The sequence below is a fragment of the Caballeronia sp. INDeC2 genome (assembly GCF_023631325.1).
In the GTDB taxonomy this organism is placed as follows: Bacteria; Pseudomonadota; Gammaproteobacteria; order Burkholderiales; family Burkholderiaceae; genus Caballeronia.
The window spans coordinates 153,675-173,131 of the sequence record NZ_JALQDG010000021.1 but is presented as its reverse complement, the minus strand read 5'-3'; the positions used below and the strand labels follow the sequence as shown (position 1 = coordinate 173,131).

The 19,457-nt window shown below is 60.6% G+C and carries 18 protein-coding genes; all 18 read left to right on the top strand.

Going from position 1 to position 19,457, the window contains the following annotated elements:
• Nucleotides 1-25 precede the first annotated feature (25 nt).
• Nucleotides 26-1,192, top strand: coding sequence for an ABC transporter substrate-binding protein (locus NCS28_RS13590; RefSeq protein WP_250514296.1), 1,167 nt, complete (start codon nucleotides 26-28; stop codon nucleotides 1,190-1,192).
• Nucleotides 1,193-1,473: 281 nt separating this feature from the next.
• Complete coding sequence (locus NCS28_RS13585; protein WP_250514295.1) at nucleotides 1,474-2,646, top strand: ABC transporter substrate-binding protein; 1,173 nt, start codon at nucleotides 1,474-1,476, stop codon at nucleotides 2,644-2,646.
• 145 nt (nucleotides 2,647-2,791) lie between these two features.
• Nucleotides 2,792-3,847, top strand: a complete 1,056-nt coding sequence (locus NCS28_RS13580) for a branched-chain amino acid ABC transporter permease (RefSeq protein ID WP_250514294.1) — start codon at nucleotides 2,792-2,794, stop codon at nucleotides 3,845-3,847.
• Between the two features lie 4 nt (nucleotides 3,848-3,851).
• Entirely contained in the window at nucleotides 3,852-5,624 is a 1,773-nt protein-coding gene (locus NCS28_RS13575) for a branched-chain amino acid ABC transporter ATP-binding protein/permease (protein WP_502801186.1), read from the top strand.
• Nucleotides 5,624-6,391 (top strand): ABC transporter ATP-binding protein, encoded by a 768-nt coding sequence (locus NCS28_RS13570; RefSeq protein ID WP_250514292.1) that lies wholly within the window; start codon nucleotides 5,624-5,626, stop codon nucleotides 6,389-6,391. The genes NCS28_RS13575 and NCS28_RS13570 overlap by 1 nt, the downstream gene beginning before the upstream one ends.
• 155 nt (nucleotides 6,392-6,546) lie before the next feature.
• Nucleotides 6,547-8,499: a tRNA uridine-5-carboxymethylaminomethyl(34) synthesis enzyme MnmG gene (mnmG, locus tag NCS28_RS13565; protein WP_250514291.1), complete on the top strand. Its 1,953-nt coding sequence runs from the start codon at nucleotides 6,547-6,549 to the stop codon at nucleotides 8,497-8,499.
• Nucleotides 8,496-9,161, top strand: coding sequence for a 16S rRNA (guanine(527)-N(7))-methyltransferase RsmG (rsmG, locus tag NCS28_RS13560; RefSeq protein ID WP_250514290.1), 666 nt, complete (start codon nucleotides 8,496-8,498; stop codon nucleotides 9,159-9,161). Before mnmG ends, rsmG begins: the two co-directional genes overlap by 4 nt.
• Nucleotides 9,162-9,238: 77 nt before the next feature.
• The gene (locus NCS28_RS13555) at nucleotides 9,239-10,018 is read left to right on the top strand and encodes a ParA family protein (protein WP_250514289.1); all 780 of its coding nucleotides are present in this window, start codon (nucleotides 9,239-9,241) and stop codon (nucleotides 10,016-10,018) included.
• A gap of 45 nt (nucleotides 10,019-10,063) precedes the next feature.
• Entirely contained in the window at nucleotides 10,064-10,966 is a 903-nt protein-coding gene (locus NCS28_RS13550) for a ParB/RepB/Spo0J family partition protein (RefSeq protein WP_250514288.1), read from the top strand.
• Between the two features lie 12 nt (nucleotides 10,967-10,978).
• Nucleotides 10,979-12,115: an SLC13 family permease gene (locus NCS28_RS13545; RefSeq protein ID WP_250514287.1), complete on the top strand. Its 1,137-nt coding sequence runs from the start codon at nucleotides 10,979-10,981 to the stop codon at nucleotides 12,113-12,115.
• Nucleotides 12,116-12,326: 211 nt separating this feature from the next.
• The gene (locus NCS28_RS13540) at nucleotides 12,327-12,860 is read left to right on the top strand and encodes an ATP synthase subunit I (RefSeq protein ID WP_250514286.1); all 534 of its coding nucleotides are present in this window, start codon (nucleotides 12,327-12,329) and stop codon (nucleotides 12,858-12,860) included.
• Between the two features lie 177 nt (nucleotides 12,861-13,037).
• A complete protein-coding gene (gene atpB / locus NCS28_RS13535) occupies nucleotides 13,038-13,889 on the top strand; it encodes a F0F1 ATP synthase subunit A (RefSeq protein ID WP_250514285.1) in 852 nt (283 codons plus the stop codon).
• Between the two features lie 88 nt (nucleotides 13,890-13,977).
• Complete coding sequence (gene atpE, locus NCS28_RS13530) at nucleotides 13,978-14,247, top strand: F0F1 ATP synthase subunit C (protein WP_007180033.1); 270 nt, start codon at nucleotides 13,978-13,980, stop codon at nucleotides 14,245-14,247.
• Between the two features lie 135 nt (nucleotides 14,248-14,382).
• Nucleotides 14,383-14,853, top strand: a complete 471-nt coding sequence (locus NCS28_RS13525; RefSeq protein ID WP_250514284.1) for a F0F1 ATP synthase subunit B — start codon at nucleotides 14,383-14,385, stop codon at nucleotides 14,851-14,853.
• A 2-nt stretch (nucleotides 14,854-14,855) separates the two neighbouring features.
• Entirely contained in the window at nucleotides 14,856-15,398 is a 543-nt protein-coding gene (locus NCS28_RS13520) for a F0F1 ATP synthase subunit delta (RefSeq protein ID WP_250514283.1), read from the top strand.
• 56 nt (nucleotides 15,399-15,454) lie between these two features.
• Nucleotides 15,455-16,996 carry a F0F1 ATP synthase subunit alpha gene (gene atpA / locus NCS28_RS13515; protein ID WP_250514282.1) on the top strand — a complete coding sequence of 514 codons (1,542 nt, stop codon included), beginning with the start codon at nucleotides 15,455-15,457 and terminating at the stop codon, nucleotides 16,994-16,996.
• Between the two features lie 74 nt (nucleotides 16,997-17,070).
• Nucleotides 17,071-17,955 (top strand): F0F1 ATP synthase subunit gamma, encoded by an 885-nt coding sequence (gene atpG, locus NCS28_RS13510; protein ID WP_250514281.1) that lies wholly within the window; start codon nucleotides 17,071-17,073, stop codon nucleotides 17,953-17,955.
• A 44-nt stretch (nucleotides 17,956-17,999) separates the two neighbouring features.
• Nucleotides 18,000-19,394 carry a F0F1 ATP synthase subunit beta gene (atpD, locus tag NCS28_RS13505; protein ID WP_250514280.1) on the top strand — a complete coding sequence of 465 codons (1,395 nt, stop codon included), beginning with the start codon at nucleotides 18,000-18,002 and terminating at the stop codon, nucleotides 19,392-19,394.
• The last annotated feature ends 63 nt before the right edge of the window (nucleotides 19,395-19,457 follow it).

The following is a 19,457-nucleotide window of genomic DNA, read 5'->3' as shown; positions in this document are numbered from 1 at the left end:
AACACGATTTACGGGGCGCAAATCAATGAAGTTGGCTTTACGCGGCAAGGCGGTCGCAGCAGTTTTCATTAGTTTCTCGGCGGTATTCAGCAATCAGGTTTTGGCTGACGTGAAAATCGGCGTGACGGTCTCGGCGACGGGTCCGGCGGCCTCGCTCGGCATTCCCGAGAAAAACACAGTCGCATTGCTGCCCAAGGAAGTCGCCGGGCAAAAGGTGGAATACATCGTTCTCGACGACGCCACCGATTCCACCCAGGCCGTTAAGAACGCACGCAAGCTGACGAGCGAAGATCACGTCGACGCACTCGTCGGTTCGACCGTCGTTCCCAATTCGCTCGCGATGATCGACATCGCCGCTGAAACGCACACGCCGATGATTTCGATGGCCGCGGCCGCGAGCATCGTCGAACCGATGGACAGCAAGCGCGCGTGGGTCTTCAAGACGCCGCAGAACGACATTCTGATGGCCACCGCGATCGCGCAGCACATGTCGAATCACGGCGTAAAGACCGTCGCGTTCATCGGCTTTTCCGACGCTTACGGCGAGAGCTGGTTCAAGGAATTCTCGAAGGCCGCCGATCTGGCGAAGGTGAAGATCGTTGCGAACGAGCGCTTTGCGCGCAACGATGCGTCGGTGACGGGTCAGGTGCTCAAGATGATGTCGCAGAACGCGGATGCGGTGCTGATCGCGGGCGCGGGCACGCCGGCCGCGCTGCCGCAGAAGACGCTCAAGGAGCGCGGCTACAAGGGCAAGCTCTATCAGACGCACGGCGTCGCCAATAACGACTTCCTGCGCGTGTGCGGCAAGGATTGCGAAGGGACGTTCCTGCCCGCGGGACCGTTGCTCGTCGCGGAGCAGTTGCCCGACAGCAATCCCGTGAAGCAGGCCGCGCTCACGTACAAGAAGGCCTATGAAGGCGCATACGGCGCGGGTTCCGTGTCGACGTTCGGCGGTCATGCATGGGACGCGGGCCTCATTCTGCAGCGCGCGATTCCCGTCGCGCTGAAGAAGGGCCAGCCGGGCACGCCGGCGTTTCGCGAAGCGTTGCGCGCGGCCATCGAAGAGACGAAGAATCTGGCTGCGTCGCACGGCATCTTCAACATGAGCCCCAACGATCACTCCGGACTGGACCAGCGCGCGCGCGTGATGGTGGAGATCGTCGGCGGCAAGTGGAAGCTCTCGGGCAACTGACGGATTCGCACGTGAACTGATTCGAAGAAAAAAAGGCGCGTTAGCAAGACAACGCGCCTTTTTTTTCTGCGCTGCGCAGCAAGAACCCGACGCGAAGGAGAGGGCTCAAAGCCTCGATCGCGGCGGCGCAACGGTCAGGGAAAACCAGCCTTGGCACGCATTAACGCGGTAAATAGATTGGGGCGGCTCTTTGGCTGGCGCCAGGGAAGCGGCATCGATAACAACTCGCAGCAGCGCACCGCCGGGGTGCGTGAACCGCAAGTCGCGTTTGGAGACAAGCAATGAAGACGAAGAAAGCATGGATCATGACGGGCATCGCGCTCGCTATCGCGGGCAGCGTGCTCGCAGCGTCGGGCGCGGCGTTCGCCCAGGTGAAGATCGGCGTCACGCTCTCGGCGACGGGACCTGCCGCATCGCTCGGGATTCCCGAGAAAAATACCGTTGCGCTATTGCCGAAGGAAATCGGCGGGAAGTCGGTCGAATGGATCGTGCTCGACGACGGTTCCGACACGAGCCGCGCCGTGCAGAACACGCGCAAGCTGATCGATGAAGATCACGTCGATGCGATCGTCGGCTCGACCGTGACGCCGAACTCGCTCGCGATGATCGATGCAGCCTCCGCGGGCAAGACGCCGATGATCTCGATGGCCGCGTCCGCCGCCATCATCGCGCCGATGGATGCGAAGAAGGCGTGGGTCTTCAAGACGCCGCAAAACGACGCGCTGATGGCCGACGCGATCGCGAGCTACATGGAGAAGCACGGCGTGAAGACGGTGGGCTTCATCGGCTTCGCGGATGCCTACGGCGACGGCTGGTACAACGTGTTCAACACGGCGGCGGCGGGGCACAACTTGAAGATCGTCACGAACGAGCGCTATAACCGCACGGACACGTCCGTGACCGGCCAAGTCTTGAAGACGATGGGCGCGAACCCGGACGCGGTGCTGATCGCGGGCGCGGGCACGCCGTCCGCGCTGCCTGCGAAAGCGCTGAAGGAGCGCGGCTACAAGGGCAAGGTCTATCAGACGCACGGCGTCGCCAACAACGACTTCCTGCGCGTGTGCGGCAAGGACTGCGAGGGCGAGATCCTGCCCGCCGGTCCGGTGCTCGTGACCGAGCAACTGCCGCAGAGCAATCCGGTGAAGAAGTCGTCGGCCGCCTACAAGGACGCGTATGAGAAGGCGTATGGCGCGGGCACGCTGTCGACCTTCGGCGGACATGCGTGGGACGCGGGCCAGATGCTTCAGCGCGCAATTCCCGAGGCGCTCAAGAAGGGCCAGCCGGGCACGCCGGAATTCCGCGAAGCGCTGCGCGCCGCACTGGAAAACCTGAGGGACCTTCCGGTGTCGCACGGCATCATGAACATGACGCCGACCGATCACAACGGCTTCGACAATCGCGCGCGCGTGATGGTGCAGATTGTCGACGGCAAGTGGAAATTGCTGAACGACTGAGCTCGACAGGACGCGCTTCATTGCGCGTTCTTGTTTCTTAATTTCGAGACGAACGGGCGGCGCACCGGCAACGGCGCGCCGCTTTGACCATGTTCCGGCGGCTGTTCTCGCGTCGCCTGTTTGAAAGAAGCTTCGAAGAGGAAGTATGGACTTATCGATTGCGGCGATCCTCGCGCAGGACGGGATCACCACGGGTGCGATCTACGCCTTGCTCGCGCTCGCTTTGGTGCTCGTGTTCTCCGTGACACGCGTCATTTTCATTCCGCAGGGCGAGTTCGTCGCGTACGGCGCGCTCACGCTGGCCGCGCTGCAAACGCAGAAGCTGCCCGCGACCTGCTATTTGCTCATCGCGATGGGCGTCGGATGCTTTGTCGCGGAACTTGCCGGCATCGTTCGGCATCCTGCGCGATATCGCCAGATCGCGCGCTTGCTTGCAGTGCTTGCGGGCAAGTATCTGCTGTTTCCCGTCGCGGTTTGGGGAATCACGCAGGCGGCCTTCGCACAGCCTCTGCCGATGATCGTGCAGATCGCCCTGACGCTTCTCATCGTCGTGCCCATGGGACCGTTCGTCTATCGACTCGCCTATGAGCCGATCGCGGAGGCGAGCACGCTGTTGCTGCTGATCGTGGCGGTGGCGGTGCACTTCGCGATGGTCGGCCTCGGGCTCGTGATGTTCGGCGCGGAAGGCTCGCGCACGACGGCATTTTCGGACGCCACGTTCAATTTCGGCAGCGTGTCGATCTCCGGGCAGAGCTTGTGGGTCGTGGGGACGGCTGTCGTGCTGATCGTCGCACTGTACTTTTACTTCGACCGCTCGATCTCCGGCAAGGCCTTGCGCGCGACGTCGGTGAACCGGTTGGGCGCGCGGCTCGTCGGCATCGGCACGACGCAGGCGGGCCGCCTCGCGTTTACGCTCGCGGCAGGCTTGGGCGCACTGTGCGGCGTGCTCGTGGCGCCGATCACGACCATCTACTACGACTCGGGCTTCCTGATCGGCCTCAAGGGCTTTGTGGGCGCGATCGTGGGCGGTCTGGTGAGCTATCCGCTCGCGGCGGCGGGTTCGCTCCTCGTCGGTCTGCTCGAATCGTATTCGTCGTTCTGGGCGAGCGCTTATAAGGAGGTGATCGTCTTCACGTTGATTATTCCGGTCCTGCTGTGGCGAAGCCTGGCAAGCCCGCATTCGGATGAAGACGAGGAATAAGCCGATGAAATTCCGTTCTTTCTGGATCTTTTTGCTGATCGTGTTCGTTCTTCCGATCCTGCCCCGGCCGGTCGCCGTGCCCGAGTACTGGATCACGCTGCTGAACTATATCGGCTTGTATTCGATCGTCGCGATCGGGCTGGTGCTGCTGACGGGCATCGGCGGGATGACCAGCTTCGGGCAGGCCGCGTTCGTCGGCGTGGGCGCGTATGCGACGGCCTTTCTGACGACGCGATACGGTGTCTCGCCGTGGCTCGCGCTGATCGCGGGCGTCGTGCTGACGGCGTTCATCGCGCTGCTGCTCGGCCTCATCACGATGCGCCTCTCCGGGCACTTTCTACCGCTAGGAACGATCGCTTGGGGGCTGTCGCTGTTCTATCTGTTCGGCAATATGGAGTTGCTCGGAAAGTACGACGGCATCAACGGCATTCCCGTGCTCAACATTTTTGGCTGGGAGCTGGAATCGGGCCGCAGCATTTATTACCTGATTTGGGTTGTGGTACTGCTCGCGGTGATTTCTGTTCAAAACCTGCTTAATAGTCGCCCGGGGCGGGCGATCCGCGCGTTACGTGGCGGCGGCACGATGGCCGAAGCAATGGGCGTCAACACGGCCTGGATGCGCGTGGTCATCTTCATTTACGCAGCGGTTCTCGCCGCCATATCGGGCTTTCTATACGCCCATTTGCAGCGGGCTGTGAATCCGACGCCGTTTGGACTGAATCACGGCATCGAGTTCCTGTTCATGGCGGTAGTCGGCGGCGTCTCGCATGTGTGGGGTGCGATTCTCGGCGCGACGATTCTCACCGTTCTACAGGACTATCTTCAGACCCTTCTGCCCAAGCTGATCGGGTCGAACGGCAATTTTGAGATCATCGTGTTCGGCGTCGTGATGGTGCTGTTGCTGCAATACGCACGACAGGGCGTCTGGCCGTTCGTAGCGCGCCTCTTTCCGCGCGGGCCGCGCGCGCATGTGCCGGATCATGGCGACGCTTTGCCGCAGCGCAGCAAACCGGGCGCGGGCGAGCGCTTGCTGGTGGTCGAGAAGGCGCGCAAGCAGTTCGGCGGACTCGTCGCGGTCAACGACGTGAGCTTCCAAGTGAGGGCGGGCGAGATCATTGGACTGATTGGACCGAATGGCGCGGGCAAATCGACGACTTTCAATCTTGTGACGGGCGTTCTTCAGGCGACTAGCGGGTCTATCAGTTTCAACGGCGAGCGCATCGAGAAGCTGACTTCGCGAGAGATCGTCAAGCGGGGCATCGGACGGACGTTTCAGCACGTGAAGATGCTTCCCGGCATGACCGTGCTGGAGAACGTCGCGATCGGTGCGCATTTGCGTGGCAACACCGGGGTTTGGCGCAGCGTCGTGCGCTTGAACGCTGCCGAGGAGGCGCGGTTGATGAGCGAAGCGGCGAAGCAGATCAAGCGCGTCGGACTGGAAAAGCATATTTACAGCGAAGCCGGAAGTCTCGCGCTAGGTCAGCAGCGGATTCTGGAAATCGCGCGGGCGCTGTGCTGCGATCCGACTTTGCTATTGCTCGATGAACCCGCTGCAGGTCTGCGTTATCAAGAAAAGTTACAGTTGGCCGATTTGCTGCGTAAGCTTCGCGCCGAAGGGATGAGTATTCTTCTTGTCGAGCACGACATGGACTTCGTGATGAATCTGACGGATCGGCTCGTCGTGATGGAGTTCGGTACGAAGATCGCAGAAGGATTGCCGACGGACGTCCAAAAGGATCCAGCGGTCCTCGAAGCATATTTGGGCGGGGTGGAGTGATGGCGAAGGAATCAAACGCAGTTATAGATCCGATTCTGCAAGTGGATGGCCTGTCCGTGCGCTACGGCAAGGTCGAAGCATTGCACGATGGCAAGTTGACAGTCGGTTCGGGCCAAATTGTCTCGGTGATCGGACCCAACGGTGCAGGAAAGTCAACGCTCCTTAACGCGATCATGGGCGCGTTGCCGCAAACGGGGCATGCGAAAGGCGTGGTCCGGTATCTTGGCGAAGATGTATCGGCGGTGGCGATCGAGCGTCGCGTTGGACGTGGAATGTGTCTGGTGCCGGAAAAGCGCGAGTTGTTTGCGACTATGTCGGTGGAAGACAATCTCGTGCTCGGCGCGTATCGGCGCAAGAAGGCGGGGGAGCGAAACTTTCTTGATCAACTCGATCATGTGTTCGAGCTCTTTCCGCGACTAAAGGAGCGGCGAAAGCAGGCGGCCGGAACATTGTCGGGCGGGGAGAGGCAGATGCTGGCCGTCGGTCGCGCGTTGATGGGAAAGCCACAACTTCTCATGCTCGATGAACCCAGCTTGGGACTCGCACCGCTGATCGTGAAAGAGATCTTCCACATTATTAGCGCGCTTCGGCAGACCGGTGTCGCAACGTTGTTGATCGAGCAGAACGCACGCGCCGCTCTGCAAATCTCCGACTATGGCTACGTGCTCGAAACCGGTGAGTTCGCGTTGGAGGGAAACGCGGATTCACTTCAGCACAATCCGCAAGTCATTGAGACTTACCTTGGCCTGACGAAAAAAGTGGCTTAGACGCCTCGCTCGCGAGGTTTCGGAAGGCGTGTTTCACGTGAAACACGCTTTTTTTTCGCCCCTTGGCCGAGAGGCGGAATTCGGGCGACGGAAGAAGCCGTTATAATTCAACGCTATTCTCTCTTCGGGTTCGTGTCGTTCGTACACGAGATCTCATGCTTTATCCCACAGAATTTGATGTGATCGTCGTCGGCGGTGGTCACGCGGGCACGGAGGCGGCGCTCGCCTCAGCGCGCATGGGCTGTAAAACGCTTCTTTTGACCCACAATATCGAGACTTTGGGGCAGATGAGCTGCAATCCGTCGATTGGCGGCATTGGTAAAGGCCATCTCGTCAAGGAAGTCGACGCGCTCGGCGGCGCAATGGCCGCGGCTACCGATGAATCCGGGATTCAGTTCCGCATTCTCAACTCGTCGAAAGGGCCAGCAGTTCGGGCGACGCGTGCGCAGGCGGATCGGCTTCTGTACAAGCAAGCGATCCGGCATCGGCTTGAGAATCAGCCGAATTTGTGGCTGTTTCAGCAAGCCGTCGAAGATTTGATGGTCGAGGGCGACCGCGTCGTGGGTGCCGTCACTCAAGTTGGCCTCCGTTTCCGCTCACGCGCTGTTGTATTGACCGCCGGCACGTTCTTGGACGGAAAAATCCACGTCGGGTTGAACAATTACGTCGGTGGCCGAGCGGGCGATCCTGCTGCGGTGTCGCTTTCGGCGCGTCTGAAGGAGTTGCAACTGCCGCAAGGTCGCCTCAAGACGGGCACGCCGCCGCGTATCGATGGCCGTACGATCGACTTCTCGAAACTCGAAGAACAACCGGGCGATCTCGATCCGATTCCTGTGTTCTCGTTCCTCGGGCGCGTGGAGCAGCATCCGCGTCAGATGCCGTGCTGGGTCACGCATACGAATGCGCAGACGCATGACATCATCCGCTCCGGCCTCGATCGTTCGCCGATGTATACGGGCGTCATCGAGGGCGTCGGGCCGCGTTATTGTCCGTCGATCGAGGACAAGATTCATCGTTTCGCGTCCAAAGACGCCCACCAAATCTTCCTGGAGCCCGAGGGGCTGACGACGAACGAGTTTTATCCGAACGGCATCTCAACGAGCCTTCCGTTCGACGTTCAGCTCGAACTTGTCCGCTCGATGCGCGGTCTTGAGCACGCGCACATCCTTCGGCCCGGCTACGCGATCGAATACGACTACTTCGATCCGCGCGCGCTGAAGGCTTCACTTGAAACGAAGGCGATTAACGGTTTGTTTTTTGCCGGGCAGATCAACGGCACGACGGGCTACGAGGAGGCGGCCGCGCAAGGGCTCCTGGCGGGCATGAACGCTGGTCTGCAAGTTCGAGGTAAGGAGGCGTGGTCACCGCGTCGTGATCAGGCCTATCTGGGCGTTCTGGTGGATGATCTCGTGACGCGCGGCGTATCGGAGCCGTACCGGATGTTCACGAGCCGCGCAGAATACCGTCTATCGCTGCGTGAAGATAACGCCGATATGCGCCTGACGGAGATCGGGCGCGACCTGGGCGTCGTCGACGATGTCCGTTGGAATGCCTTCAGTCGCAAGCGCGATGCTGTTTCACGTGAAACACAGCGTCTTCGTTCGACATGGGTCAATCCAAAGACATTGCCGGCGGACGAAGCCACAGCATTGCTGGGAAAACCAATCGATCACGAATACAGTCTTGCCGACCTGTTGCGACGTCCCGGCATTTCATACGACGGAATCTGCCAGCTTCGTGAGGGCGCCTGTGGGCCCGAAACTGCACTCTCGGATGACCCGCTCCTGCTCGCCCAGATCAAAGAACAAATTGAAATCGGCGTCAAATATCAAGGCTACATCGAGCGGCAGGCCGACGAGATCGTACGTAATGGTGCGCAGGAAAACACGCGCCTGCCGGAAGGACTGGACTACAACGACGTACGTGGCTTGTCCTTCGAAGCCCGCCAGAAGCTGATTCAGCATCGCCCGGAGACGATCGGGCAGGCGTCTCGAATCTCCGGCATCACGCCGGCTGCGATTTCGCTGCTCATGGTGCACCTAAAGCGCGGCGCGGGCCGCCGTGGCCGCGATTCGTCTGGCAACGATTCAGCAACGGCGGTTCAATGACGGAGCGCAACTCATCCTTGGCGACGACACTCGAGAAGGGCGTCGCGGAACTCGACATTGCGCTGTCATCAACGCAGATCCAGAAGCTGCTCGATTACGTCGCACTTCTTGGCAAGTGGAACTCGGTGTACAACCTGACGGCGATTCGCGATCCACAGCAGATGCTGATCCAGCACATCCTTGATTCGCTCGCGATCGTCCCGGCTGTATCCGCACGGAGGCCGGCGACAGCACTGGACGTCGGCTCAGGCGGCGGTTTACCCGGCATCGTGCTGTCGATCGCACTTCCGGAATTGCGCGTGACGCTCAACGACATAGTTCATAAGAAAACCGCGTTCCAGTCCCAGGCGAAGGTGCACTTGCGTCTGAACAATCTGTCGGTTGTCACTGGCCGCGTCGAAAGTTTACGTCCGGGAATTGAAGTCTCCGGAAAATTCGATTTAATCGTGTCGCGCGCATTCGCAGAGCTCTCCGATTTCGTTACACTTGCGCGTCATCTGGTTGCCGACAATGGACGGATTCTGGCGATGAAGGGTGTCAGGCCCGATGCCGAGGCCGCGCGCGTTCCGGCCGGAGCCACGGTGCTCGGCATCGAACGCCTGAATGTTCCGATGCTCGATGCAGAACGGCATCTCGTCGAGATTGCCGTCGAGCCAACTTGACGGTCCGCTGCACGGTTTCCATCCGGCATTCCAGGCACGCTGATCTTCTGACAGCGAAGAAACGAGGACACTAAACGATGGCAAAAATCTTCTGCGTCGCAAATCAGAAGGGCGGCGTTGGAAAGACCACGACAGCGGTCAATCTCGCGGCCAGCCTCGCGGGGCTGGGTCAGCGCGTGCTGTTGATCGACCTGGACCCGCAGGGCAACGCGACCATGGGCAGCGGCATCAACAAGGCGACGTGCGAGAACACCGTCTATGAAGTGCTCGTCGATGGCGTCACCCTGCGCGAGGCGCGCACGCGCCCGGAAGCTGTGGGATATGACGTGCTGCCAGCGAATCGCGAGCTGGCGGGCGCCGAAGTCGAACTCGTGGAGATGGAAAATCGCGAGGGAATTCTCCGGGCTGCCATTGCCGAAGTAGTCGATGACTATGACTTTGTACTGATCGATTGCCCCCCGGCGCTCTCGCTACTGACGCTCAACGCGTTGTGCGCGGCGCACGGCGTCGTGATTCCGATGCAGTGTGAGTACTTTGCGCTGGAAGGGCTGTCGGACCTGGTGAACACCATCAAGCAGGTGCACGCGAATCTGAACCGCGACCTGAAGGTGATCGGCCTCCTGCGCGTGATGTTCGATCCCCGAATTACCCTGCAGCAACAAGTGTCGGATCAGCTGAAGCAACACTTTGGCAGCAAGTTGTTCGATGTCGTGATTCCGCGCAATGTTCGTCTTGCTGAAGCGCCGAGCTATGGGCTGCCCGGCGTTGTCTTCGACAAGTCGTCGCGCGGCGCGCAGGCGTATATCCAGTTCGGCACTGAAATGATCGAGCGTGTGCGCGCGCTCAACGTGAATTAAGCAAACCCATTCGATGCGGCAGAGAACGCCGACGGAGGAACCGAAATGAGCGCTGTGATGAAGAAAAAAGGTCTGGGCCGCGGCCTGGATGCATTGCTCGGCGGCAGCGTCGACATTACGGAAGCCGTGCGTGGCGAGGGTACCCCTTCGGTGCTGCCGCTCGATAAGCTGCAAGCAGGCAAGTATCAGCCGCGCACGCGGATGGACGAGGGCGCGCTCCAGGAACTCGCGGCGAGCATCCGCGCGCAAGGTCTGATGCAGCCGATTCTCGTGCGCTCGGTCAGCGACGATCGCTACGAAATCATCGCGGGCGAGCGACGGTTCCGCGCCGCGCGTCTTGCGGGGCTCGACGAAGTTCCGGTGCTCGTGAAAAACGTGGCGGATCAGGCAGCCGCCGCGATGGCGCTGATCGAGAATATTCAGCGTGAGGATCTCAACCCGCTGGAAGAGGCGCAGGGCATCCAGCGTCTGCTCGACGAATTCCGCTTTACGCACGAACAGGCGGCCGAAGCGGTCGGGCGTTCGCGCAGCGCGGTATCGAACCTGCTGCGCTTGCTGAACCTCGCAGCGCCCGTCCAGACGATGCTTCTCGCCGGCGATCTCGACATGGGCCACGCGCGCGCGCTGCTCGCCGTCGACGCCGCGACGCAGATTCAGCTCGCGAATCACGTCGTCAATCGCCGCTTGTCGGTTCGTGAAACCGAACGCCTGGTCGCAGTGACGACCAAGGAAGCTCCTGCCACAAAAGCACGCGCCGCAAACGACGGCGGACGTGATACGCGTCGCCTGGAAGAAGAACTGTCGGATCTGCTTTCCGCGAACGTAAAGATCAAGTTGGGCGGAAGAGGGCGCGGCAAGGTCACGATCGATTTCGGCACGCTCGACTCGCTCGAAGGCATCCTGAGCAAGCTGCGCGGCAGCATGGAAACGCCGACTCCGGCCGCCTGATTCACGCGCATCTTGTCCGAATTCAACGTCAAGCGGACACGTTCCGACCTTTTCGCGCGCATCTGGAGAGCCGTCTCGAAGGAGCCGGTTCTCGCCATCCTCGTCTTCGCGCTCGTCGTGCTGCAGATCGCGCGTCCGCGTCCGTGGACGTCGCTGCCCGGCCTCGTCGACTGGCAGACTGTGCTCACGCTCGCCGGCCTCCTGGTTCTGACCAAGGCGATCGAATTATCAGGATTCCTGATGTGGGCCGCGCACCGGCTCGTGCATCACATTCACGGCGAGCGGACCTTGGCGCTGCTGCTCGTCGCGCTTGCCGCAGGTTTGTCGACCGTGCTGACCAACGACGTCGCGCTGTTTGCCGTCGTGCCGCTCGCATTGTCGCTCCACAAGCTCGCACCGCTGCCGATCAAGCGGCTCGTCATCGTGATCGCGCTGTCGGTCAACGCAGGTTCGATTCTCACACCGCTCGGCAATCCCCAAAACCTCTTTCTATGGCAGACGAGCGGCGTCGGCTTCCCCGCGTTCGTCTGGGCGATGCTGCCGCTGTGCGCCGCGTTGATGGCGCTGCTCGGCATCGTCACGTTCGCGATGTTCCGCGCCGAACCGCTCGATCTGTCCGGCGATGTCGAAGAACATCGCGTCGATCGCGTGTTGTGCGGCGTGAGCGTGCTGGCATTCGCCGCGTTCGTGGCGCTGGCCGATGCGCATCATGCCGGCCCTGCGCTCGCCGTGCTCGCCATCCTCTTTCTGCTGTGGCGTCGCCAGGTCGTGCTCAAGATCGACTGGCTCTTGTTGCTCATCTTCGTGATGATGTTCATTGTGCTGCGCAGCGCGGCCGCGTTGCCGTCGATTCACGCGGGCATTGCCCATATCGGAATCGGCACGCCGACGCGTGCATATGCGGCCGGCGCCGTTCTCTCGCAAGCGATCAGCAACGTGCCCGCCGCCATCGTGCTCGCGGAGTTTTCGAAGGACTGGCGCGCGCTCGCGTTTGGCGTCAGCGTCGGCGGATTCGGCGTCGCCATCGGCTCGTTGGCCAATCTGATCGCCGTGCGATTGTCGGGCGAAAAGGGCATGTGGATGCCGTTTCACATGGTGTCGATCCCATTCTGGATCGTGGCGATGGCCATTGGCTGGGTGCTCGTTTGACGCTTCACGGACACTCTGCCAAGGACCGAGAATCTCCTTGCAATTGCAAGAAAAGTCTCGCTTTTGAGACCGATTTTTAAGGTTCGTCCGCTTGGCTTTTGACACACCTAAACTATTGAATCCCCGACAACAATCGCTTACAATCGCCCGGATTTATCAGCTAGGCCACCTCGAAAGCGCAAGGTGATTTCCCGGACTTTTGGTTGAAGGTTTGAAGACGGTGCGAGAGGAAAATCGAGCGCCGAACGCTCACGCAACCGGCGAGGCCAATGCCTCCGGAAATCGGCCGCGCAGTTCGTCTGCCGACGCGTGGGATGCCGAAGCGCAAGATAACAATATCGTTCCGCTCACGCGGGATCAGGCACAGAAGCTGTTTGGGCCCGAGGTGAGTCGTCCATCGCGTGTCACGCCGTTTAAGGTGGTGGCAGCGCAAATGGTTTTATCCCTGGGTGCGACGCTGTTGTGGTGGCTGTTCTACAAGCCGCCGGGCGATGCTGCGCTGTCCGCATTTCTGGGGGGAGCAATCTGCTGGCTGCCGAGCGCTTTGTTCGCCGCGCGCCTCAGAGCAAAAAGCGGCGCGGAGACGATCATGAGCTGGATGATCGGCGAAGCGCTCAAGATGGGCGCGACGATCGCCATGTTCGTGGCGGTCGCGTACTGGTACAAGAGTGCGTTGTGGTTGCCGCTGCTCGTCACGTACATCGTCGCCCTGAAGACATACTGGGTTGCAATGGCGCTGCGGTGACGATTCTTGACGTCTCAGGTAAGTGCCTGCAGCACGAGTTGTAAGTAGCATCACAGATGAACAGGTGCGGACCACGCTCCGCACTCGGGCCTCCCGACCCGGAGCCGCAACGCGATGCGGCGGCTCGGAAGCGGCAGGTATCGAAAGATTTTTGACAATTTGGGTGGCTTTAACGATATGGCAGCTAGCGAAGGAACGCACGCTCTGGATCCGTCCGAGTACATTGCGCACCACTTGCAGAATCTTTCCACGCACGCACAGACGTCGATTTTCGATATCCACGTCTGGAATCTCGACACGCTTTTCTGGTCGATCGTGTGCGGTCTCGTCACCATCATCATTCTCGGTCTTGCCGCACGCAAGGCGACCTCCGGTGTTCCCGGCCGGTTCCAGTGCGCCATCGAGATGCTGGTCGAAATGGTCGAAGATCAGTCGAAGTCGATGATTCACGGCAGCCGCCGCTTCATCGCTCCGCTCGCGCTGACCGTGTTCGTCTGGGTCGCCCTGATGAACTCGCTCGACTTCATCCCCGTTGATTTGCCGGGCCGCGTCATCGGCTGGCTGGGTCTGTCGGAAGCGCTGCCGCATCATCGCATCGTCCCGACGGCCGACCTGAACGGCACCATCGGCATCGCGCTCGGCGTGTTTGTGCTGATGATTTACTACAACTTCAAGATCAAGGGCGCAGGCGGCTTCGTGCATGAGCTGCTGTCCGCTCCGTTCGGCGCGCATCCGCTGCTGTGGATTCCGAACCTCGCGCTGAACATCATCGAGTTCGTCGCCAAGACGGTTTCGCTCGGCATGCGGCTTTTCGGCAACATGTACGCGGGCGAGCTGCTGTTCCTCCTGATCGCCCTTCTGGGCAGCATGTGGACGTTCGGTGCGGACGCTTCTGTGCTCGGCTTCATCGGCCATGTGGTCGCGGGCACGGTTTGGGCGATCTTCCACATTCTGATCGTGCTGTTGCAGGCGTTCATTTTCATGATGCTGACGCTGGTGTATATCGGCCAGGCGCATGACTCACACTGACGCGTTGCGGCACGTTCCGGAATCGTTCAGGTTTTAGGTCTTCGTTTTTATAAATCCAGTTCCAAAGTCTTTAATCAAAGGAGTGATCATGCAAGCTTTCATCGCCAACATCCAGGGTCTGACCGCCATCGGTATCGGCATCATCATCGGCCTGGGTGCAATCGGCGCCTGTATCGGTATCGGTCTGATGGGCGGCAAGTACATCGAAGCGTGCGCCCGCCAGCCGGAACTGATGAACCCGCTGCAGACCAAGATGTTCCTGCTGGCTGGTCTGATCGACGCGGCGTTCCTGATCGGCGTTGGTGTGGCAATGCTGTTTGCGTTCGCGAACCCGCTGCTCTCGAAGCTCGCAGGCTGAGGTTCCTCGGAACTCTGTGCGTCTGACTTTCAAAGACGCCTGAACGGAACGGGTGAGGCGCTGATCGAGCTCAACAAGCCGATGAGCGCCTTTTAACCGTTTCACCTCCGATCAAGCAACGTTTAAGGAAACACCGTGAATCTCAACGCAACCCTGTTTGCGCAAATGGTCGTGTTTCTGATCCTCGCGTGGTTCACGATGAAGTTCGTGTGGCCGCCGTTGATCAACGCCCTCGACGAGCGCTCGAAGAAGATTGCCGACGGCCTCGCCGCCGCCGACAAGGGCAAAGCGGAACTCGAAGCGGCGCACAAGCGCGTCGACCAGGAACTCGCGCAAGCGCGCAACGACGGCCAGCAACGCATCGCCGACGCTGAAAAGCGCGCCGCCGCAGTCGCAGAAGAAATCAAGGCCAACGCTCAAGCCGAAGCCGCGCGCATCGTCGCGCAAGCCAAGGCGGACGCCGAACAGCAAGTCGTGAAGGCGCGTGAAACGCTGCGTGCCGAAGTTGCGGCGCTGGCCGTCAAGGGCGCCGAGCAAATTCTGAAACGCGAAGTCGATCAGAAAGCTCACGCCGATCTGCTGAATCAACTCAAAACCGAGCTCTGATCATGGCCGAACTTGCAACCATCGCTCGTCCTTACGCAGAAGCGCTGTTCCGCGTGGCCGAAACTGGCGATCTCGCGGGCTGGTCCACCTTCGTCGAGGAGCTGGCACAGGTTGCGCGTCTGCCCGAAGTGGAATCGGTCGCTTCGAGCCCGAAGGTGAGCCGCCAGCAGATCGTCGATCTCCTGCTCGCCGCAGTGAACTCGCCGTTGGCTCAAAGCAATGCCCAGGCGAAGAATTTCGTCGGTATGCTGGTCGAGAACCATCGTCTGCCGCTGCTGCCGGAAATCGCCGTCCAGTTCGACGAGCTGAAGAACGCCCGTGAAGGTGCTGCCGATGCTCACATCGTGAGCGCGTTCCCCCTTGAAGGCGAACAGTTGAACGACCTCGTTGCAAGCCTCGAACGCAAGTTCCAGCGCAAGCTGAAGCCGATCGTCGAAGTCGATCAGTCGCTGATCGGCGGCGTTCGCGTGACGGTTGGCGACGAAGTGCTCGATACCTCGGTCCGCGCGCGCCTCGCCAGCATGCAGACGGCTCTGACCGCTTAAGCGATCAACCGTGTCTGAAGCTGGCACGCAACAGAATTGACTATCAGGAGCGAATAATGCAACTCAATCCCTCTGAGATCAGCGAGCTGATCAAGAGCCGGATCCAGGGCCTTGAAGCGAGCGCGGATGTTCGCAACCAGGGCACCGTGATCTCCGTGACCGACGGTATCGTGCGTATCCACGGCCTGTCGGACGTGATGCAGGGCGAAATGCTCGAATTCCCGGGCAACACCTTCGGCCTCGCGCTGAACCTCGAACGCGACTCGGTCGGCGCCGTTATTCTCGGTGAATACGAGCACATCTCGGAAGGCGACGTCGTCAAGACGACGGGCCGCATTCTCGAAGTGCCGGTGGGTCCGGAACTCATCGGCCGCGTGGTCGACGCGCTCGGCAACCCGATCGACGGCAAGGGCCCGATCAACGCGAAGGCAACGGACGCAATCGAAAAGATCGCTCCGGGCGTGATCTGGCGTAAGTCGGTGTCGCAGCCGGTGCAAACGGGTCTGAAGTCGATCGACTCGATGGTGCCGATCGGCCGTGGGCAGCGTGAGCTGATCATCGGCGACCGCCAGTGCGGCAAGACCGCGGTGGCCGTCGACGCGATCATCAACCAGAAGGGCAAAGACCTCTTCTGTATCTACGTCGCGATCGGCCAGAAGGCTTCGTCGATCATGAACGTGGTGCGCAAGCTCGAAGAAACCGGCGCGATGGCGTACACCATCGTCGTGGCGGCTTCGGCTTCGGAATCGGCCGCGATGCAATACCTCGCGCCGTACGCCGGCTGCACGATGGGCGAATACTTCCGCGATCGCGGTCAAGACGCGCTGATCGTTTATGACGACTTGACCAAGCAAGCATGGGCGTATCGCCAGATCTCGCTGCTGCTGCGCCGTCCGCCGGGCCGTGAAGCATACCCGGGTGACGTGTTTTATCTGCACTCGCGTCTGCTCGAACGTGCGGCTCGCGTCTCGGAAGACTACGTCGAGAAGTTCACCAACGGCGAAGTCAAAGGCAAGAGTGGCTCGCTGACGGCACTGCCCGTCATCGAAACGCAAGCCGGCGACGTGACCGCGTTCGTTCCGACGAACGTGATCTCCATTACCGACGGCCAGATCTTCCTTGAAACCGACCTGTTCAACGCCGGTATCCGCCCCGCAATCAACGCGGGCGTGTCTGTGTCGCGCGTCGGTGGTGCGGCTCAGACCAAGGTCATCAAGAAGCTGTCGGGCGGTATCCGTACCGACCTCGCGCAGTATCGTGAACTGGCCGCGTTCGCGCAGTTCGCATCTGACCTCGACGAAGCCACCCGCAAGCAGCTCGAGCGCGGCCGCCGCGTGACGGAACTGCTGAAGCAGCCGCAGTATCAGCCGCTGCAAGTGTGGGAACTGGCGGTCGCGCTGTTCGCAGCCAATAACGGCTATCTGGACGATCTCGAAGTCTCGCAAGTTCTGCCGTTCGAAAAGGGCATGCGCGAATTCCTGAAGACCAGCCACGGCGATCTGATTAAGCGCATCGAAGACAATAAAGACTTGTCGAAGGACGACGAAGGCGCACTGCATGCCGCGCTGAAGGACTTCAAGAAGTCGGGCGCTTATTGATCGGGACTGAGGAGCAACGCGCGATGTCGGCGTTGAAAATGCAACATCGCGCGGCTTCGATCAAGGAGTAAGCAATGGCTGGAATGAAGGAAATTCGCGGCAAGATCAAGAGCGTGCAAAACACGCGCAAGATCACGAAAGCGATGGAAATGGTCGCCGCATCCAAGATGCGCCGCGCCCAGGAGCGTATGCGTTCCGCCCGTCCGTATGCCGACAAGGTCCGCGCAATCGCATCGCACATGAGCAAGGCGAACCCGGAGTATCGCCATCCGTTCATGGTCGAGAACAAGGGCGCGAAGACGGCCGGCCTGATCCTCGTCACGACCGACAAGGGTCTGTGCGGCGGCATGAACACGAACATCCTGCGTGCGTCGCTGAACAAGATCAAGGAACTCGATCAGAGCGGTGTCCAGATCGAAGCGTCGGCGATCGGCGGCAAGGGTCTCGGGTTCCTGAATCGCCTGAGAGCCAAGGTCGTGTCACAAGTGACGCAACTGGGCGACACGCCGCATCTGGAAAAGCTGATCGGCGCGATCAAGGTGCAGCTCGACCTGTATTCGGAAGGCAAGATCAACGCGGTGTACCTGGCGTACACGCGCTTCATCAACACGATGAAGCAGGAAGCGGTGATCGAGCAGCTGCTGCCGTTGTCCGTGGATGATCTCGACGCGAAGAACGAAGACGGCGTGACGCCGAAGACCTCGTGGGACTACATCTACGAGCCGGACGCGCAGACCGTGGTGGACGAGTTGCTCGTGCGCTACGTCGAAGCGCTCGTGTATCAGGCGGTCGCGGAAAACATGGCGTCGGAGCAATCGGCGCGCATGGTCGCGATGAAAGCCGCGTCGGACAACGCGAAGACCGTGATCAACGAACTGCAGCTCGTCTACAACAAGAGCCGCCAAGCCGCGATTACGAAAGAATTGTCGGAAATCGTCGGCGGCGCCGCAGCGGTCTGATTTTGCTGACCGCGTGAAAGAACACAGTATCTAAAGGAAATGCGATGAGTACTACTGCTTTGGTAGAAGGCAAGATCGTACAGTGCATCGGCGCCGTTATCGACGTGGAATTCCCGCGTGCGCATATGCCGAAGATCTACGACGCGCTCATTCTGGAAGGCACCGAACTGACGCTCGAAGTCCAGCAGCAGCTGGGCGACGGCGTGGTGCGCACCATCTGTCTGGGTGCATCCGACGGCCTGCGCCGCGGCACGATGGTCAAGAACACGGGCAAGCCCATCAGCGTGCCGGTCGGCAAGCCGACTCTGGGCCGCATCATGGACGTGCTCGGCCGTCCGATCGACGAAGCGGGCCCGATCGACTCGACCACGCTGCGCTCGATTCACCAGCAAGCGCCTTCGTTCGACGAGTTGTCGCCGTCGACGGAACTGCTCGAAACCGGCATCAAGGTTATCGACCTGATCTGCCCGTTCGCGAAGGGCGGCAAGGTCGGTCTGTTCGGCGGTGCGGGCGTGGGCAAGACCGTGAACATGATGGAACTCATCAACAACATCGCGAAGGAGCACGGCGGTTACTCCGTGTTCGCGGGTGTGGGCGAGCGTACCCGTGAAGGGAACGATTTCTATCACGAAATGAAGGACTCGAACGTTCTCGACAAGGTCGCGCTGGTGTACGGCCAGATGAACGAGCCGCCGGGCAACCGTCTGCGCGTCGCGCTGACCGGTCTGACGATGGCCGAGCACTTCCGTGACGAAGGCCTCGACGTTCTCTTCTTCGTCGACAACATCTATCGTTTCACACTGGCGGGTACGGAAGTGTCCGCTCTGCTCGGCCGTATGCCTTCGGCAGTGGGTTATCAGCCGACGCTGGCTGAAGAAATGGGCAAGCTGCAAGAGCGCATCACGTCGACCAAGACCGGCTCGATCACGTCGGTTCAGGCCGTGTACGTTCCCGCGGATGACTTGACCGACCCGTCGCCGGCTACGACCTTCGGCCACCTGGACGCAACCGTCGTGTTGTCGCGTGACATCGCATCGCTCGGTATTTATCCGGCAGTGGACCCGCTCGATTCGACCTCGCGTCAGATCGACCCGAACGTGATCGGCGAAGAGCACTACTCGATCACGCGCGGCGTGCAGCAAACGCTGCAGCGCTACAAGGAACTGCGCGACATCATCGCGATTCTGGGAATGGACGAACTGTCGCCGGAAGACAAGCTGTCGGTCGCGCGCGCGCGCAAGATCCAGCGTTTCCTGTCGCAGCCGTTCCACGTCGCTGAAGTCTTCACGGGCTCGCCGGGCAAGTACGTGCCGCTGAAGGAAACCATCCGCGGCTTCAAGATGATCGTCGAAGGTGAATGCGATCATCTGCCGGAGCAGGCGTTCTACATGGTCGGCACGATCGACGAAGCCTTCGAAAAGGCCAAGAAGATCCAGTAAAGGTCGGGTGTCTCTACGGGCGTCGGTCTGACGGCTGACGTCCGCGAACTACACTCAACCCAG

What these genes read in the sequence shown, in the direction of transcription:
- NCS28_RS13570 (WP_250514292.1), top strand. Translation starts at nt 5,624, where the DNA reads ATGGCGAAGGAATCAAACGCAGTTATAGATCCGATTCTGCAAGTGGAT.
- NCS28_RS13575 (WP_502801186.1), top strand. Translation starts at nt 3,852, where the DNA reads ATGAAATTCCGTTCTTTCTGGATCTTTTTGCTGATCGTGTTCGTTCTT.
- atpG (WP_250514281.1), top strand. Translation starts at nt 17,071, where the DNA reads ATGGCTGGAATGAAGGAAATTCGCGGCAAGATCAAGAGCGTGCAAAAC.
- NCS28_RS13550 (WP_250514288.1), top strand. Translation starts at nt 10,064, where the DNA reads ATGAGCGCTGTGATGAAGAAAAAAGGTCTGGGCCGCGGCCTGGATGCA.
- NCS28_RS13520 (WP_250514283.1), top strand. Translation starts at nt 14,856, where the DNA reads ATGGCCGAACTTGCAACCATCGCTCGTCCTTACGCAGAAGCGCTGTTC.
- NCS28_RS13555 (WP_250514289.1), top strand. Translation starts at nt 9,239, where the DNA reads ATGGCAAAAATCTTCTGCGTCGCAAATCAGAAGGGCGGCGTTGGAAAG.
- NCS28_RS13580 (WP_250514294.1), top strand. Translation starts at nt 2,792, where the DNA reads ATGGACTTATCGATTGCGGCGATCCTCGCGCAGGACGGGATCACCACG.
- mnmG (WP_250514291.1), top strand. Translation starts at nt 6,547, where the DNA reads ATGCTTTATCCCACAGAATTTGATGTGATCGTCGTCGGCGGTGGTCAC.
- atpB (WP_250514285.1), top strand. Translation starts at nt 13,038, where the DNA reads ATGGCAGCTAGCGAAGGAACGCACGCTCTGGATCCGTCCGAGTACATT.
- atpE (WP_007180033.1), top strand. Translation starts at nt 13,978, where the DNA reads ATGCAAGCTTTCATCGCCAACATCCAGGGTCTGACCGCCATCGGTATC.
- atpD (WP_250514280.1), top strand. Translation starts at nt 18,000, where the DNA reads ATGAGTACTACTGCTTTGGTAGAAGGCAAGATCGTACAGTGCATCGGC.
- NCS28_RS13590 (WP_250514296.1), top strand. Translation starts at nt 26, where the DNA reads ATGAAGTTGGCTTTACGCGGCAAGGCGGTCGCAGCAGTTTTCATTAGT.
- rsmG (WP_250514290.1), top strand. Translation starts at nt 8,496, where the DNA reads ATGACGGAGCGCAACTCATCCTTGGCGACGACACTCGAGAAGGGCGTC.
- atpA (WP_250514282.1), top strand. Translation starts at nt 15,455, where the DNA reads ATGCAACTCAATCCCTCTGAGATCAGCGAGCTGATCAAGAGCCGGATC.
- NCS28_RS13585 (WP_250514295.1), top strand. Translation starts at nt 1,474, where the DNA reads ATGAAGACGAAGAAAGCATGGATCATGACGGGCATCGCGCTCGCTATC.